The organism is Mesorhizobium sp. LNJC405B00 (assembly GCF_000502615.1).
GTDB lineage: Bacteria > Pseudomonadota > Alphaproteobacteria > Rhizobiales > Rhizobiaceae > Mesorhizobium.
Map to the genome: position 1 here is coordinate 44775 of NZ_AYWC01000006.1, position 15573 is coordinate 60347.

The 15573-nt window shown below is 62.5% G+C and carries 17 protein-coding genes; 9 read left to right on the forward strand and 8 right to left on the reverse strand.

The features are described from left to right. The first annotated feature begins 1 nt into the window (after position 1). Together accC and aat are read left to right on the forward strand one after the other, a co-directional pair. Positions 2-1345, forward strand: a complete 1344-nt coding sequence (accC, locus tag X756_RS152250; RefSeq protein WP_023681497.1) for an acetyl-CoA carboxylase biotin carboxylase subunit — start codon at positions 2-4, stop codon at positions 1343-1345. 27 nt (positions 1346-1372) lie between these two features. Continuing rightward, positions 1373-1990, forward strand: a complete 618-nt coding sequence (aat, locus tag X756_RS152245; RefSeq protein ID WP_023681498.1) for a leucyl/phenylalanyl-tRNA--protein transferase — start codon at positions 1373-1375, stop codon at positions 1988-1990. Between the two features lie 42 nt (positions 1991-2032). Here the strand turns inward: aat and X756_RS152240 are convergent, their stop codons facing one another. From X756_RS152240 to X756_RS152230, 3 genes are all read right to left on the reverse strand, one after another. Further along, complete coding sequence (locus X756_RS152240; RefSeq protein ID WP_023667489.1) at positions 2033-2416, reverse strand: hypothetical protein; 384 nt, start codon at positions 2414-2416, stop codon at positions 2033-2035. Between the two features lie 75 nt (positions 2417-2491). Beyond that, a complete protein-coding gene (locus X756_RS152235) occupies positions 2492-3043 on the reverse strand; it encodes a DUF2155 domain-containing protein (protein ID WP_023681499.1) in 552 nt (183 codons plus the stop codon). 115 nt (positions 3044-3158) lie between these two features. Further along, positions 3159-3557 carry an NADH:ubiquinone oxidoreductase subunit NDUFA12 gene (locus X756_RS152230; RefSeq protein ID WP_023667491.1) on the reverse strand — a complete coding sequence of 133 codons (399 nt, stop codon included), beginning with the start codon at positions 3555-3557 and terminating at the stop codon, positions 3159-3161. A 322-nt stretch (positions 3558-3879) separates the two neighbouring features. Between X756_RS152230 and panB the strand changes: the two genes are divergently transcribed. From panB to X756_RS152210, 4 genes are all read left to right on the forward strand, one after another. Continuing rightward, on the forward strand, positions 3880-4710 hold the full coding sequence (gene panB / locus X756_RS152225) for a 3-methyl-2-oxobutanoate hydroxymethyltransferase (protein WP_023715792.1): 831 nt from the start codon (positions 3880-3882) through the stop codon (positions 4708-4710). 11 nt (positions 4711-4721) lie between these two features. Further along, on the forward strand, positions 4722-5579 hold the full coding sequence (gene panC / locus X756_RS152220; protein ID WP_023715793.1) for a pantoate--beta-alanine ligase: 858 nt from the start codon (positions 4722-4724) through the stop codon (positions 5577-5579). A 224-nt stretch (positions 5580-5803) separates the two neighbouring features. Further along, positions 5804-6964 (forward strand): helix-turn-helix transcriptional regulator, encoded by a 1161-nt coding sequence (locus X756_RS152215; RefSeq protein WP_023715794.1) that lies wholly within the window; start codon positions 5804-5806, stop codon positions 6962-6964. 182 nt (positions 6965-7146) lie between these two features. Then, complete coding sequence (locus X756_RS152210; protein ID WP_023729807.1) at positions 7147-8547, forward strand: glycosyltransferase family 39 protein; 1401 nt, start codon at positions 7147-7149, stop codon at positions 8545-8547. 16 nt (positions 8548-8563) lie between these two features. Here the strand turns inward: X756_RS152210 and X756_RS152205 are convergent, their stop codons facing one another. The 4 genes from X756_RS152205 to X756_RS152190 all read right to left on the reverse strand — a co-directional run bounded on the left by X756_RS152205 (position 8564) and on the right by X756_RS152190 (position 12096). Then, entirely contained in the window at positions 8564-9052 is a 489-nt protein-coding gene (locus X756_RS152205) for a GNAT family N-acetyltransferase (protein WP_023729808.1), read from the reverse strand. Between the two features lie 4 nt (positions 9053-9056). After that, positions 9057-10556 carry an Asp-tRNA(Asn)/Glu-tRNA(Gln) amidotransferase subunit GatB gene (gene gatB / locus X756_RS152200; protein WP_023729809.1) on the reverse strand — a complete coding sequence of 500 codons (1500 nt, stop codon included), beginning with the start codon at positions 10554-10556 and terminating at the stop codon, positions 9057-9059. A 202-nt stretch (positions 10557-10758) separates the two neighbouring features. Beyond that, entirely contained in the window at positions 10759-11190 is a 432-nt protein-coding gene (locus tag X756_RS152195; RefSeq protein ID WP_023667498.1) for a CBS domain-containing protein, read from the reverse strand. Between the two features lie 138 nt (positions 11191-11328). After that, positions 11329-12096, reverse strand: a complete 768-nt coding sequence (locus tag X756_RS152190; protein ID WP_023706620.1) for a rhomboid family intramembrane serine protease — start codon at positions 12094-12096, stop codon at positions 11329-11331. A 400-nt stretch (positions 12097-12496) separates the two neighbouring features. On the opposite strand from X756_RS152190, the gene X756_RS152185 reads away from it, so the two are divergent. The 3 genes from X756_RS152185 (at position 12497) to X756_RS152175 (ending at position 14771) form a co-directional block, all read left to right on the forward strand. Then, entirely contained in the window at positions 12497-13132 is a 636-nt protein-coding gene (locus X756_RS152185) for a PAS domain-containing protein (RefSeq protein WP_023729810.1), read from the forward strand. A gap of 124 nt (positions 13133-13256) precedes the next feature. Next, positions 13257-13874 (forward strand): PilZ domain-containing protein, encoded by a 618-nt coding sequence (locus tag X756_RS152180; protein ID WP_023667501.1) that lies wholly within the window; start codon positions 13257-13259, stop codon positions 13872-13874. A gap of 288 nt (positions 13875-14162) precedes the next feature. After that, positions 14163-14771: a transglutaminase-like cysteine peptidase gene (locus X756_RS152175; RefSeq protein WP_023729811.1), complete on the forward strand. Its 609-nt coding sequence runs from the start codon at positions 14163-14165 to the stop codon at positions 14769-14771. Between the two features lie 244 nt (positions 14772-15015). Here the strand turns inward: X756_RS152175 and X756_RS152170 are convergent, their stop codons facing one another. After that, the gene (locus X756_RS152170) at positions 15016-15543 is read right to left on the reverse strand and encodes a gamma carbonic anhydrase family protein (RefSeq protein ID WP_023667503.1); all 528 of its coding nucleotides are present in this window, start codon (positions 15541-15543) and stop codon (positions 15016-15018) included. Positions 15544-15573 lie beyond the last annotated feature (30 nt).

Genomic DNA, 15573 nt, shown 5'->3' on the forward strand with positions numbered 1-15573 from the left:
GATGTTCCAGAAGATCCTCATCGCCAACCGCGGCGAAATCGCGCTTCGGGTGCTGCGCGCCTGCAAGGAACTCGGCATCCAGACCGTGGTCGTGCATTCGACCGCCGACGCTGACGCCATGCATGTCAGGCTCGCCGACGAAAGCGTGTGCATCGGTCCGCCGCCGTCGCGCGACAGCTATCTCAACATCCACCAGATCGTCGCAGCCTGCGAGATCACAGGCGCCGATGCCGTGCATCCGGGCTATGGCTTCCTGTCGGAAAACGCCAAGTTCGCCGACATTCTCGCCGCCCACAACATCACCTTCATCGGTCCGTCGGGCGACCATATCCGCATCATGGGCGACAAGATCGAGGCCAAGCGCACGGCAAAGCGGCTCGGCATTCCGGTTGTGCCGGGCTCCGACGGCGCCGTCACCGACCAGAAGGAAGCCAGGCGCATTGCCGCCGAGATCGGCTATCCCGTGATCATCAAGGCTTCGGCAGGCGGTGGCGGGCGCGGTATGAAGGTCGCCCTTACCGAAGCCGATCTCGAGATCGCCTTGCAGACAGCCAGCACGGAGGCCGGCGCGGCCTTCGGCGACGATGCCGTCTACATCGAGAAATACCTGGAAAAGCCGCGCCACATCGAGGTGCAGGTATTCGGCGACGGCGCCGGCCGCGGCGTGCATTTCGGCGAGCGCGACTGTTCGCTGCAACGCCGCCACCAGAAAGTCTGGGAAGAGGCGCCCTCGCCGGCCCTCAACGCCGAGGAGCGCGCCCGCATCGGCAATATCTGTGCCAAGGCCATCGCCGACCTCGGCTACTCCGGCGCAGGCACCATCGAATTCCTGTACGAGAATGGCGAGTTCTACTTCATCGAGATGAACACGCGGCTGCAGGTCGAGCATCCGGTAACGGAGGCGATCACCGGCATCGATCTCGTCCACGAACAGATCCGCGTCGCCTCCGGCGGCGGGCTTTCGGTGCGCCAGGAGGACATCAAGTTCAACGGCCACGCCATAGAATGCCGCATTAATGCCGAGGACCCGCGCACCTTCACGCCTTCGCCCGGCACGATTACGCATTTCCATACGCCTGGCGGTCTCGGCATCCGCGTCGATTCCGGTGTCTATTCCGGCTACAAGATCCCGCCCTATTATGACAGCCTGATCGGCAAGCTGATCGTGCACGGCCGCAACCGCGTCGAATGCATGATGCGGCTGCGCCGGGCGCTCGACGAGTTCGTCGTCGACGGCATCAAGACGACGCTGCCGCTGTTTCGCGACCTGGTCGGCAATGCCGATATCGCCAATGGCGACTACGACATCCACTGGCTGGAAAAGTATCTGGCCAAAGAGGAATAGCGCCCGACTTGCCGCTATGATGCCGCGATGACCCGTCCTTACGCTCCCGGCTATCGCATTCCGACCGACCTGTTGCTCAAGGCCTATGCCTCGGGCGTCTTCCCGATGGCCGAGAGCGCTTCCGACCCGGAAGTGTTCTGGGTGCGGCCGGAGACGCGCGGCATCATACCGCTCGATGGCTTCCACACGCCGAAGAGCTTGCGGAAGACAATTCGCAAGCACCCGTTCGACATCCGCTTCGATTTCGATTTCGAGGCGACGATCGACGGCTGCGCCGAAAAGCGCGAGGAGCGCCGCTCGACCTGGATCAACGCGCCGATCCGCGAAGCCTATATCGAACTGCACCGTCTGGGGCACTGCCATTCGGTCGAGGCATGGCGCGAGGAACGGCTGGTCGGCGGCCTCTATGGCGTCTCGCTCGGTCGCGTGTTCTTCGGCGAAAGCATGTTCGCCCGGGAAACCGACGCGTCCAAGACCTGCCTGTATCATCTGGTCGAGCGGCTGAAGGCGCGCGGCTTTGCCCTGCTCGACACGCAATTCACCACTGAGCATCTCAAACGCTTCGGCGCGGTCGACGTGCCGCGCGTCAAATACGAGAAGATGTTGGCCGACGCGCTGAAGGGCGAAGCCGTTTTTTATCCCTGATCGGAGACCGAGCGGCCGAGCCGGCTCGACCGGTGAAAGGGGTCAGCCCTTCGCGGTTTCCATCGGCGTCTGCGAATGGAACATCATCTTCCAGCCGTTGACACGGTGGACATAGCCAGTGCTGACCAGCGCGGCGTAGGGCTCGCCGTTTTCTCGTGTCGCATGAGCCTCATAGGTCAGCATGATAATGTCGCTGCCGGGCTCGATGATACCCTTGAGGTCGATCTGAAGGTCGCGCCAGCGGTTGGGCTTGGTCGCGGTCTTGGCCAGATCGGCATTGTCCATTGCCTGTGCCATCTCAGGAAATGCCACCAGGCATTCTGTGTCGACATTGGCGGCGTAGTAAGCTTCGTCGCCCGTCCAGAACCCCTTTTCGAGTTCGAGCAGGTCGTCTTTGCTGGCCGTGATCCGTTTGCTGTCCGACATCAGAATATCCTCCAAGCACGCAAATGCGCGGTCGTCCATGGCCCAACGCATGGTGGCCATGACGGTTCCGGAGGATCAGTTGGTGTTGGTCGCGTCAGGCTCCGTGGGGTCCGGCTGTTCGGCGGCCGGAGCAGCGGCGGGCTTTGGCTTGGACGTGTCGACCTTGGGCGTCTCGGCATTGGCCGCGTCGGGCGGCGGCACATCCGACTTCTGCTTGCAGCCCTTTAGCCAGACGTCATAGACGGCGTGCTCGACGGCGTTTAGGCCGGGGCTCTCGGCGAACATCCAGCCGGTGAAGATGCGGCGGATCTTGCGGTCGAGCGTGATTTCGTCGACTTCGACGAAGGAATCGGTCTTCGGCTCTTCATTCTCCGGCCGCGAATAGCAGATGCGCGGCGTCACCTGCAAAGCGCCGAACTGCACGGTTTCGTCGATGTAGACATCGAAGGTGATGATACGGCCGGTGATCTTGTCGATGCCGGCAAATTCGGCGACCGGATTGGTGATGCGATCGGAGATTGCGGGTGCTGCCGCAGGCGCCTGCGCCGCGGCAAACGCTGTCGGGAACATGGCGACAGCGCCAATTGCCGCCAGTCCGGCCATCGATGTCAGGCTGAAAATGTTCATGCGGAGATACCGGTGGTTTGGGCCCGGGTGATTCTGTCACGCCCAAGGCTATTCGCCGTTGTCATATCAGCAAGCAGCTAAACGCCAATTGTGGCGACAAAGGACCGGCCGGCGGTCAAGAACCAGGCGTCCACGCATCGTAGTCGCCCGTCACCTGCGGACGGTGCTGATTGGTGAGCACGGAACCCTTTGGGCGATAAGCCGCCGGTGTTCCCGTGAGGTTCGGCTCATGCGCCTTTTCCCATTCGCGCGGCCGATAGTCGTCGCTTGGCGGCGCCACATCGACGCGGTGATGCATCCAGCCGTGCCAGCCCGGGGGGATCGCCGACGCCTCCGAATAATTGGCGTAGATGACCCAGCGGCGGGTGCGGCCTTCCGAATCGACGCCGCCTTCGTAGTAGACGTTGCCGGCCCCATCCTGGCCGACCTTGTTGCCGTGGCGCCAGGTGTGAAAACGGGTTCCCAGCGTCTGGCGGTTCCACCAGGTGAAAAACTGCAGAAGGAAAGTTTTCATTCAGATCCTCGCGGGCGCGCGGCGGTGGCTGTCCCTGCTTATGGCGTCAGGCCTTGGCGAAGGCAAGGGTTTTGCGGCGCCTGCGGCACTGACGGCATGCCGAAACGCTCGGTGATTGGCCGATCCATTTCGCACCTGCGAACCGACGCTTGCCAAGCCGGCTGCGTCTTCCTAAAGCTCTCATCGCCCGGCGCTGCCGCATGACCCCGAAAATCGAAATCGATTTTCGGAAAGGATCATGCGCAAACCCAAGTGCTACAGCGTCCTTTGCGCGTCCACGGGGCGCGGCGCTGTAGTCAACGCCGGCTGCGGGAGGTGAGGAATGGCCTTAGCTGTCGCCAGGATCAGTGCGGAGACAATACGCGCCCGCAAGGGCGGCGTGCCGATCGTATGCCTTACCGCTTACACCTATCCCGTCGCCCGCCTGCTCGACGATCATGTCGACCTTCTCCTGGTCGGCGACAGCGTTGCCATGGTGCTGCATGGCCACAAGACCACGCTCGGCGCCTCGCTGGAGATGATGATCGCCCATGGCCAGGCCGTGATGCGCGGTTCATCAAAGGCCTGCGTGGTGGTCGATATGCCGGCCGGCAGCTACGAGACTTCGGCCGCGCAAGCCCTTGCCTCGGCGCGCCGCATCTCTGAGGAAACCGGCTGCCAGGCGGTGAAGCTGGAAGGCGGCGTCGACGTCGCCCTCCAGATCGCGGCAATCGTCGCGGCCGGCATTCCAGTGATGGGCCATATCGGCTTGCAGCCGCAATCGGTGGAAAAGGACGGTGGCTACAAGATCAAGGGCCGCACGCCGGAGAATGTGGCCGCGCTCATGCGCGACGCCGACGCGGTCGCAAAGGCCGGCGCGTTTTCGCTGGTTATCGAGGGCACGGTCGAGACTGTTGCCGCCGACCTCACCCGGCGCATTGCCATTCCAACCATCGGCATCGGCGCCAGCCGCGATTGCGACGGCCAGATCCTGGTCATCGACGACATGGTCGGCCTGACGGTCGACCGGGTGCCGAAATTCGTCAAGGAATACGCCGATTTGCGCAGCGTGGTCGCCGATGCCGCAGCGCGCTACGCAGCGGAGGTGCGCAGCCGCACCTTCCCTGGGCCGGGCCACGTCTTTTCAGCCGCGAGCGACAAGGACAAGGCATGAACCGGCCCCCCATCCGCCAGCCGCTCGTCGTCGACACCGTGCCCGGCCTTCGCGCGCAGATCCGCGAATGGCGGCGCGAAGGCCTGAGCGTCGCCATGGTGCCGACCATGGGCGCTTTGCATGACGGCCATATCTCGCTGGTCGGGGCCGCGCTCGCAACGGCCGATCGCTGCGTCGTCTCGATCTTCGTCAACCCGGCCCAGTTCGCCCCCACTGAAGATCTCGACAAGTATCCGCGTCAGCTGGCCCGCGATCTCGACCGGCTGACCGAGGCCGGCGCACAGCTTGCCTTCACGCCTACGGTTTCCGAGATGTATCCGGCAGGCTTTGCGACGAAGATTTCGGTCGGCGGCCCGTCTTCTGGCCTGGAATCGGATTTCAGGCCGACCTTCTTCGAGGGCGTCGCCACGGTCGTGGCCAAGCTCTTTCTGCAAGCCCTGCCCGACTACGCCATCTTCGGCGAAAAAGACTACCAGCAGCTTTGCGTCGTCCGAAAGCTCTGCCGCGATCTTGACCTTCCGGTGGAAATCGTCGGCGCGCCAACCGTGCGCGATGCGCACGGCCTGGCAATGTCGTCGCGCAACGCCTATCTCGACGCCGCCGAACTCGACGTCGCGCGACAGCTCAATGTCATCTTGCGCCAGACGGCGGCAGCGCTCGCGGCCGGTGCCGATGAAAACGGCGTTACCGGTAAAGCCACTGCCGCGCTTCTCGAGGCAGGCTTCGACAGCGTCGACTATGTCGCCGCGCGCGAGGGCCTGACGCTCACCTCGTGGCGGCGTGACGGCGATGGCCGCCTGCTTGCCGCGGCGTGGCTTGGCAGAACCAGGTTGATCGACAATGTGGAAGTTTCCTCATTTATTCCCTGAGAAATTCCAATTCCGTTCACTTTGATTTGTATCGCAGACCGGCCCGAGCGCTCTTAGACAACGGCTCATCAGGCATGTTCTGGCCAGCCCGTAAGCGCTCACAATACATCGAACGCCGCTGTGAGACGTTTCACAGACGTAACCAGCCCGGCTATGTTGTGTGCGACCCCAGGCGGAGACAGTGTGTGACCTGCCACTACGCTGCAATACTTACGAGGCTCTACGTGTCTATCCAGGCCAACATATTCGGTCGCGCCCTGCCGCAGATCGTCGAAGCGATCTATGATTCGATTGTCGATGTCGGCCGTTGGCCATCGACGCTTGAATCAATCTGCAAATTGGCGTTCGGCCGGCTTGCCATGCTGGCGGTCGTCGATACGGCGAGCAACTCGGCCCGGTTTTCGACTTCCTGCGGCGATCCGGTCCTGCTTGAACCGCTGCAGCGCGATTACGCCTGCGAGGTGCCCTTTTTCAAGGCGGTGCCGAAGATGGAAGTCGACATACCGTTGACCGTCGACAGCGTCTACGCCCTGCAAGGCCCTGACGCCCGCCAGAACTGGCTCGAAAGCCGCATCGTGCGCGAGTGGGTGGAACCCAACCGTCTCGACGATTTCTTCTGGGTGGCGCTGATGAAGCAGCCGGCGCGCACCGGCACGCTGATGGTGGTTACCGACAAGGACAGGCCCCAGATTTCAGCCAGGGATATCGACCTGATGTCCAGGCTCGCCCCCCATGTCCGGCGTGCGGTGACCATCGGCGACCTGTTCGAGGCCGAGCGGCGCAAGGCCGACGTCTTTCGCTCCATCCTCGAGAGCCTCGACCATCCGGTGCTGATCGTCGCCGACGATATGCAGATCATTTTCGCCAATCGGGCAGCCGAAGCCCTGCTCACCGAAACCGCCTCAGTGTCCTCGGTGCGCGGCCAGCTGTCCTTCGCTTATGCCAACGCCAACACCGCCATCGGCCGCGCCGTCCAGCTCGGCACGCGCGACGAATTCGCGCTCGGACCGTCCGGCATCAACATTCCGCTGGTGAAGGCCATGTCTCCGGCGGTGGCGCATGTCATGCCTCTGGCGCGACGCGACATTTCGGCCCGCATGTCGCCGCGCGCCGCCGCGGCCATCTTCATTGCCGCCGCCGGCGCCGCATCAGTGCCGGCGCTGGAAGCGATCGCTGCGCTGTTCGGACTGACCGCAGCGGAAAAGCGTGTCGCCGGCCATGTCGCCGCCGGGCTGACACGGCGTGAAATCGCGGCTGCCAGCGGCGTCTCGGACGGCACCGTCAAATCACAGCTGGCAACCATCTTCGACAAGACCGCCACCGGCGACCAGCGAGAGCTGGAACTCCTGATGCGCGAATTGACGCCGCCGCTGCGCTCGGCCTGAAGCCATACTCGGAGCCAATCGTCAAATTTTTCAACTATTTGCCGGTACGCAGGCGTAATCCACAATACCAAGCCGGCATCGTTGCAATTCGGCCAAAATCATGGTGCGGTTCTGCTCCGGTCCGGAGACGGTGCATCATGCACGACCGGACGTGGAAACCATTTCCTGGGCGGTCCCCGAACTTGATACCGACACGAATTGAACGGCTGCTGCCTTACCTCTTCCTGCTGGCCCTGCTTTGCATCGCGCTCGCTTTTCGTCCGCTACTGCCGGTCGATGAGACGCGCTATCTCAGCGTCGCCTGGGAGATGTATCTCGGTGGACATGTCTTCGTACCGACGATGAACTTTGCGCCCTATCTGCAGAAGCCGCCGCTGTTGTTCTGGCTCATCGATCTCGTCTGGAACATCTTCGGTGTGAGCCGCGCGGCGGCGATGCTCGTCATCTTCGCCGCCTCGTCGCTGGTCATCTGGCTGACGACGCTTCTGGCCAAAACCCTGTTTCCCGAGCGCCAGGACATCGCCAGCCGCATCCCCTGGCTGGTGGCCGGCAGCACCGTCTTTGTCATCTATTCGACCCTGATCCTGTTCGACATGCTTTTGACGGCCTGCGTGGTCGCCGCACTGCTGTCGTTGCTGGCCTTCGCCAGGACCGGCAACCGGTGGCAGGCGGTGCTGGCGGGTCTGTTCATCGGGCTCGGCGTGCTGGCCAAAGGCCCGGTCGTGCTCATTCACATCGGCGCGCCCGTCCTGCTCTATCCCCTCTGGCGTGACCGGCGAGCCGGCCTTGCCCCTTTGCAGTTCTTTGCCGGAGCCGGCCTGGCAATTCTCGCCGCCCTTGTCCCGGTCGCCATATGGCTGGCGCCCGCGACCATCCTGACCAAGGGCAGTTTCGTCTACGATCTCGTCTGGAACCAGTCGGCAGGTCGGGTTACCGGAAGCCTGCACAATTCGCATGGCCGGCCGTTTTACTTTTACCTGATGCTGTTGCCGCTCATGTTCGTGCCCTGGGCCTTTATCCCCCCGGTGTGGCGGCTGAGGCCGGTTGCCCGGATACGCAGCCTGATCGACACCAAATCCCCGGATCTGCGTGCCCTGCGCCTGCTGTCGTTCTCGTTCATTGCGGTGCTGCTGGTCTTCAGCGCCATATCCGGCAAGCAGCCGCACTATGTCGTGCCGGCACTACCGTTCGCGACCATTCTGCTGGGCTACTTCATGGCCGAGATTTCAGTCGCCAGGCTGAGGGCGACGGCCTTTGTCATGCTTGCCCTTTTCGCCATCGGCCACGCCGCCGCCTCGGCGACCGTGTTCAAACGCTACGATCTCACGCCGCTGGCGAGCTTCATCGTCGAACGAAAGGACGCCGACTGGGCCGTCGCTTACGACTATCAGGGCGAGGTCGGTTTCCTTGGGCGAATAGAGAAGCCATTCGAGAACGCCGACAAGCCTGAGGAATGGCTCAAGTCTCATCCCGGCGGCTACGTCATCGAAAAGCAATCGAAAGATCCGGGCACATCCGAACAGATCGCCTTCCGGCAGCCGGTGGAACGCGGCTATCTGGTCGTCCTGAAGGGACAGCACTGAACGTTTCGTCGGACGCCTATCCCAGCGGTTTCTCGAAGATCAGCGCCGGCAACCCCGAACCGCCGCCGCAATCGGCTGTGCTGCCGACCGGCAAAAATCCCTTCGAACGGTAGAAGGCGATGGCCGGCACGTTGGCCTCTTCCACCTCGACCCGCAACCTGTTCGCCTCGGGAAAGCTGGCTTCGACCTCGTCCAGCAAGGCCTGGCCGATGCCTTGCCGCTGGCAGGCCGGCAGTACATAGAGCTGGTTCAGCAACACGATCTTCGCATCCGCCGTTGCGGCGGCAAAAGCCATGCCGCCGATACGCTTGCCGTCATCGGCGACCAGGAATTCCGAGTTCGGCCTTGTCAGCCGCGCCTTGAGCGAGGCGATCGAATGCCAGTCGTCGGTAATTTCGATCACCCGCTGGGCGCCATAGATCGCGTCGTAGGTTGCGTGCCAGGTTTCGACCAGCAGCGCGCGGACGGCGGCAAGGTCACGTTCGCTGGCGGTGCGGACGAACATTGTTCTATTCGATACCGAGCTTGGCCTTGACCAGATCGTTGACCGCCTGCGGGTTGGCCTTGCCGCCGGTGGCTTTCATCACCTGGCCGACGAACCAGCCGGCCATGGTCGGCTTGGCGCGAGCCTGCTCGACCTTGTCGGGGTTGGCAGCGATCACCTCGTCGACCGCTTTCTCAATGGCGCCGGTGTCGGTGACCTGCTTCATGCCGCGGCTTTCGACCAGCTGGCGCGGATCACCGCCCTCGTTCCAGACGATCTCGAACAGATCCTTGGCGATCTTGCCGGAGATGGTGCCTTCCTTGATCAGGTCGATCACGGCACCGAGCTGCTCCGGTGTTACAGGAGCATTTTCAATGTCCTTGCCGGCCTTGTTAAGCTGGCCGAGCAGGTCATTGATGACCCAGTTGGCGGCAAGCTTGCCGTCGCGGCCCGAGGCCACCTGCTCGAAATAGTCGGCGATCGGCTTTTCCGACACCAGGATCGAGGCGTCGTAGGTCGACAGGCCAAGTGAAGAGATCAGCCGCGCCTTCTTGTCGTCGGGCAGCTCCGGCAACTCCTTGGCCAGCGCGTCGACATAGGCCTGATCGAATTCCAGCGGCAAAAGGTCGGGATCGGGGAAGTAGCGGTAGTCATGCGCCTCTTCCTTGCTGCGCATCGAGCGCGTCTCGCCTTTGACGGCGTCGAACAGCCTGGTTTCCTGATCGATCTTGCCGCCATCCTCGAGGATGGCGATCTGGCGGCGCGCCTCGAACTCGATGGCCTGGCCGATGAAGCGGATCGAGTTGACGTTCTTGATCTCACAGCGCGTACCGAATTCGCCGCCGGGCTTGCGAACGGAGACGTTGACGTCGGCGCGCATCGAGCCTTCGTCCATGTTGCCGTCGCAAGTGCCGAGATAGCGCACGATGGTGCGCAGCTTGGTGACATACGCCTTGGCCTCGTCGGCGGAGCGCATGTCCGGCTTGGAGACAATCTCCATCAGCGCCACGCCGGAGCGGTTGAGATCGACATAGGACATGGTCGGATGCTGGTCGTGCATCGACTTGCCGGCGTCCTGCTCCAGGTGCAGGCGCTCGATGCCGATCTCGATGTCCTCGAAGTCGCCCTGCCGGTCGGGACCGACCGAAATGACGATCGTGCCTTCGCCAACGATCGGCTGCTTGAACTGCGATATCTGGTAGCCCTGCGGCAGGTCGGGATAGAAATAGTTTTTCCGGTCGAACACCGACTTGTGGTTGATCTGCGCCTTCAATCCGAGGCCGGTGCGGATCGCCTGCTTGACGCATTCCTCATTGATGACCGGCAGCATGCCGGGCATGGCCGCGTCGACCAGGCTGACATTGGCGTTGGGCGCCGCGCCGAAAGTCGTCGACGCCCCGGAAAACAGCTTTGCTTCCGAGGTTACCTGCGCATGGACCTCGAGGCCGATGATGATCTCCCAATCGCCGGTAGCGCCGGGAATAAAACGTTTGGCATCGGGCGTGCGGGTATCGATAAGGGTCATGGTGGCCTGCGCTTTTGGCTCGCGAAAACTGCGATTTTCGCGAATTTGGGTATCGGTCTTCGCTAGTGCAAACCGCTTCGCGAGACAAGCGCCCAAAGCAGCGCAGAGCAGTGGGCTGGCCTTTTCAGCCCCTTTCGGCCGCTCGGCAACCGATAGAATGAACGCCGCCGGCCGGTATTCGGACGGCGGTTTCTTCGTCAGGTCAGGCCGTTGCGATATAGGCCCTGATTTCGTCGGCCTCGCGCTCGACATCCTCGATGCGGCGCTTGACCACGTCGCCGATCGACACGATCCCGTCGAGCAGCCCATCCTTTTCCACCGGCAGATGGCGGAAACGGCCTTTGGTCATGATCTCCATCACCTCGTTGACCGTGTGGTTCTCGTTGCAGATCTTCACTTTCGGCGTCATCGCCGAGCGTACCGTTATATCAAGTGCGGCAGCGCCTTCCCTGGCAACGACCCGCACGATGTCACGCTCGGAAAGGATGCCGACGATCTTGCGATCGCCGTTGGTGATGACCAGTGCACCGATCTTGTGGTCGGCCAGGATTCGAATGGCCTCGCTGAGCTTTACATTCGGCCCGAGCGTGAACACGTCATGGCCTTTTCTCTCGAGAATTGCCTTAACCGTCATGGCGTCCTCCTCCTCCTGCTTGGCTAGCCAGCTCCCGCCCTGACCGGCTTCACATAAGAGTGAACATCGTGCGCCGTGATCGGTTGCTTTTCAAGTGTGCCAGTGGGGTGTGCCAGTGGGGTGCGCCAATAGAGTGCGCTAGTGGGGGGTGCGCTGGTCGTCGGGGATCTCCCATTCAGGCGCCCGCCAGCGCCGGTCGAACCAGCGCAATCCGAAGAAGCCTGCGACGAGGCCGCCAATGTGCGCTTCCCAGGCGATCTGGCCGGGTTCTCCGAGCCCGAGACCGTAAAGGCCGGTGGCGAGATTGATGACCATCCAGGCGCCGAGAAAATTGACGACGCCGCGCATGCGCAAAACGACTGCGATCGGCAGCACGGGACCGGCAAAGGCCGCCCTGCCGGAGGAGCGGTCGGTACGGAACCCGAAGCGAGCCGCCGCACCCATCATGCCCGATATCGCCCCGGAAGCGCCGACCAGCGGTGCTTCGCCGTATGGATGGACCGCCCAGAACAGCACCACCGCGGCCAGCCCGGTGGCGGCGAAAAACAAGGCGAACCAGAACCAGCCGAGACGGTTGGCCAGCGGCGACCCGAAGGCGGCCAGCGCAACCATGTTGATGGCAATGTGGGCAACGCCACCATGCATGAAGGCATAGGTGAAAGGACGGGTGAAAAGGAACCAGTCGAAACCGTATTGGCCGGTGTAGAGGACCGGAATGAAGGCGCCGTCGGTGAGCAATGTTATCTGCTGCTCTTCGGTCAGCACATATTGCTGCAGCAGGAAGACGGCAACGCAGATGCCGATCACCGCCAGCACCGCCGGTGGCAGGTTGAACACCGGCTCGCGGCGCGGCGGCGGCGCCTCCGCGGTCTGTTCGGTCTCCAGGGGGCCGGCCGGTTCGCTCATATGCTCTGATCCAGGGATTTGCGTGTCGCGAGCATCTAGGCCATGCCCGGACAAATCACAAACTACGAATCACAAAGCGCGAATCACAAACCGCGAATCAAAAAGAAGCCGTCCAAGGTTTCCCTTGAACGGCTGGTCGAGCCCCCTGCTCCCCTAAAACTATTGACCGAAGTGCTGTTGGTCGTCGCGAAACGACCGCTTCTGGAGTGGTTTTGGTGTGCCATGGCAAGCCTGCGCGCGCAACGTAAACCACTTGTTAACCTTAACGCCCCCGACCCGTGAACAAGTCTTAACGACGCTGGCACGCATCCTGCTCCGGAACGCATGTAGGTCATCGGAGGGCGCCCTTTCTGTTCACCGATGGGACCATCAGACGGCAGAATGCGCGGAGTTTAATAGCATGAACCAGAACGGATCAATCGCGCTGTTCCATTATTGGAATCGCCTGCGTCATGGACGTCCTGCCCCAAAGCGTTCGGAAGTCGAACCGGCCGACATCAAGGCGCTTTTGGCCGACACCTTCATCCTGGAAAGGGATACGCGCGGCGAAGCGGTGTTCCGGCTCGCCGGCACCAGGCTTTGCGCCGGCTACGGCCGCGAGCTCAAGGGATTTTCGTTCCCCTCGCTTTGGCGTGACAAGGACCAGCGGCTGGTGTCGCGCCTCATTCATGGCGTTTTCGAGCAGAAATCCGTTGTGCTGATCACTTACGAGGGGTTCAGCCGCAACGGCCGTTCCAACCACTTCGAACTGCTTGCGCTGCCGCTCGATGGCGGCGTCGAGAACCCGCGCTGCCTCGGCGTCATCAGCGCCGTGGAAAAGCCGTTCTGGCTGGGCGCCGACCCGATCACCGACGCGCTGATCGATGCCATCCGCGTCATCGATCCCGACAAGGACCCGATGTTCCTGAAAAACCGGCCGGAAATATCCGTTCCGTCGTTGGCTCCCGAACTCGAAGCGCCGGAGACCATCTCGGCGCTCGGTCGGTCGCGCCGTATCCGCCACCTCGTCGTGTTCGACGGCGGGCGCGAGCAATAGTCTCCAAGCCGGCGCTAATCTTAACTATCGGGGGCCCACTTTTCCCCTTTGTTAACCTGCTTGGCTGTAGTTTTTGCCGAGATTCCACGCACGACGCGGGAATGCCAACGGGGTGTAGGCAGTCATGAGGTCAGCGGCGGTCGAATACGCACCGTCCCGCGCCGAAAGGCGTAATTTTCAGCGCGTCCGGGTCAAGATCTACGGGCGCTTCATGCTGGAGGACCGCACCGAGCACCCCTGCCAGGTCGTCGATATGTCGCCGGGCAATGTCGCGTTGCGCACCGAGCGCGTCGGCATGCCGGGCGAAAAAATCATTGCCTATATCGATCATATCGGCCGCATCGAGGGCGTGGTGACGCGCACCTCGCAGGACGGCTTCGCCATGACCGTCATTGCTTCGGATCGCAAGAAGGACAAGCTTGCCGCGCAGTTGACCTGGCTCGCCAACAAGCATGAACTCGACCTGCCGGAAGACCGCCGCCACGAACGCGTGGCGCCGCGCAATCCGACAAGCGTGCTGCAGCTCACCGACGGGCGCCAGTATCAGTGCCGCATCATCGACCTGTCGCTGTCGGGCGCGGCGGTCGAGATCGACGTCAAGCCGGCGCTCGGCATCCAGGTGATGCTGGGCACCATGCGTGGCCAGGTGGTGCGTCATTTCGAGGATGGCGTCGCCATCGAATTCGCCGTCATCCAGCGCCCGGAAACGCTCGATTCCGAGTTCAACGCCCCGCGCGCCTGAACGATCGGCAACAGGCAGCAAAAACGAACCGGCCCTGCGCGGCCGGTTTTTTGTTGCCGGCGTTCCGCCTGCCTCTCCAGCTTGTAGCGGCACGCAGCAAATCCACGGCTCCACCCGGAAATCCGCGCCCCGACACCGCGGTTTTACGCCGAGACCTGAACGATTTTATTTTAAAATAGGTCAAATTTTACGCGTATTCTATTGAGCTTTTACTCAATGTCTACTTCGGGTTTTTGCGTCAAATAAATCCAGCGCTGTCATTGTCTCCTCAAACGGGGAGACTGACCAATGGCGAAGATTTGGGGCAAGCTGTTGCTCTTGGCAATGGCGATGCAGCTTTCCGCTTGGGGAACGGCGCAAGCAGCAGGACCGGCCTACATGCACACTGGCGGCCGCACGACACAGCCGGTCGGTCACTACGAATTCTGCCAGAAGCTGCCGCAGGAGTGCGCTCAGCGCACGCCGAAGCAGGCACCGGTCGAACTGACCCGCAAGCTGTGGGCGGCGATCGTCGACGTCAACAATTCGGTCAACACCCGGATCGTGCCGCGCACCGATATGGAAATGTGGGGTAAGGAAGAGGTCTGGTCCTATCCCGACAGCGGCTTCGGCGACTGCGAGGACTATGCGCTGGAGAAGCGCCGCGAATTGATGGCGCTCGGCGTTCCCGCCGGCAATCTCTTGATGACCGTGGCGCGCCAACAAAATGGCGACGGCCACGCGGTGCTGACCGTGCGCACCAGCCTCGGCGAGTTCATCCTCGACAATCTGGACTCCAAGGTGCTGTCCTGGACCGACACCGACTACACCTACCTGAAGCGCCAGTCCGACCAGAATTCCGGCGTGTGGGTGACGATCAATGACGGTCGCGCCGACGCGGTTGCCAGCGTCCGCTAGGACGCCATCACAGAGGTCAAGCACATCGAATAATGCGACGTGCCTAACGAGAAAGCCCGGTCGAGTCCCCACCCTCCCCGTCCCCAACGACCGGGTTTTAAGGAGCCGGCCCCGTCCCCGGGCCGGCTCCACCATTTCAGACCATGATCCCGAACCGAAGGACCGCGGCAGCGAAAAGTGAGAACCGGTTTTTGCTGCGCTGACCCGCCGTTCGGAAAAGATCATCGCCAAACAGGAATAGAGTTCAGGCCTTCTTCAGCCCCGCCTTGAAGCGCTTGCCGTTGGCGACGTAGTGCGCGGCCGAGGCGCGCAGCCTGGCGACCGCGGCGTCGTCCAGCGTCCTGATCACCCGCGCGGGCGAGCCGACGATCAGGCAATTGTCGGGGAACTCCTTGCCTTCGGTGACCAGCGCGCCGGCGCCGACCAGACAATTCTTGCCGATCCTGGCGCCGTTGAGGACTATGACGCCCATGCCGATCAGGCTGTTGTCGCCGATCGTGCAGCCATGCAGCAAGGCGCGGTGGCCGATCGTGCAGCCCTGCCCGATCGTCAGGGAAAAACCGGGATCGGTGTGCATCACCGTGTGTTCCTGGACATTGCTGTCGGCGCCGATGACGATCGCCTCGTTGTCGCCGCGGATGACCACGCCAAACCAGAAGCCGGCATTGCGGCCGACGCTGATGTCGCCGATCAACGTAGCGTCCGGCGCGATCCAGTTGCTGTCGGCATCCTCGAAACGGGGCGCTTTTCCGTCGATTGCGTAGGTCGGCATTTGCAGTCTCCGATTCGTCGCAGGCCGGGA

Coding starts and splice junctions, on each gene's coding strand:
- accC (WP_023681497.1), top strand. CDS start 2: ATGTTCCAGAAGATCCTCATCGCCAACCGCGGCGAAATCGCGCTTCGG.
- aat (WP_023681498.1), top strand. CDS start 1,373: ATGACCCGTCCTTACGCTCCCGGCTATCGCATTCCGACCGACCTGTTG.
- X756_RS152240 (WP_023667489.1), bottom strand. CDS start 2,416: ATGTCGGACAGCAAACGGATCACGGCCAGCAAAGACGACCTGCTCGAA.
- X756_RS152235 (WP_023681499.1), bottom strand. CDS start 3,043: ATGAACATTTTCAGCCTGACATCGATGGCCGGACTGGCGGCAATTGGC.
- X756_RS152230 (WP_023667491.1), bottom strand. CDS start 3,557: ATGAAAACTTTCCTTCTGCAGTTTTTCACCTGGTGGAACCGCCAGACG.
- panB (WP_023715792.1), top strand. CDS start 3,880: ATGGCCTTAGCTGTCGCCAGGATCAGTGCGGAGACAATACGCGCCCGC.
- X756_RS152205 (WP_023729808.1), bottom strand. CDS start 9,052: ATGTTCGTCCGCACCGCCAGCGAACGTGACCTTGCCGCCGTCCGCGCG.
- gatB (WP_023729809.1), bottom strand. CDS start 10,556: ATGACCCTTATCGATACCCGCACGCCCGATGCCAAACGTTTTATTCCC.
- X756_RS152195 (WP_023667498.1), bottom strand. CDS start 11,190: ATGACGGTTAAGGCAATTCTCGAGAGAAAAGGCCATGACGTGTTCACG.
- X756_RS152190 (WP_023706620.1), bottom strand. CDS start 12,096: ATGAGCGAACCGGCCGGCCCCCTGGAGACCGAACAGACCGCGGAGGCG.
- X756_RS152185 (WP_023729810.1), top strand. CDS start 12,497: ATGAACCAGAACGGATCAATCGCGCTGTTCCATTATTGGAATCGCCTG.
- X756_RS152180 (WP_023667501.1), top strand. CDS start 13,257: ATGAGGTCAGCGGCGGTCGAATACGCACCGTCCCGCGCCGAAAGGCGT.
- X756_RS152175 (WP_023729811.1), top strand. CDS start 14,163: ATGGCGAAGATTTGGGGCAAGCTGTTGCTCTTGGCAATGGCGATGCAG.
- X756_RS152170 (WP_023667503.1), bottom strand. CDS start 15,543: ATGCCGACCTACGCAATCGACGGAAAAGCGCCCCGTTTCGAGGATGCC.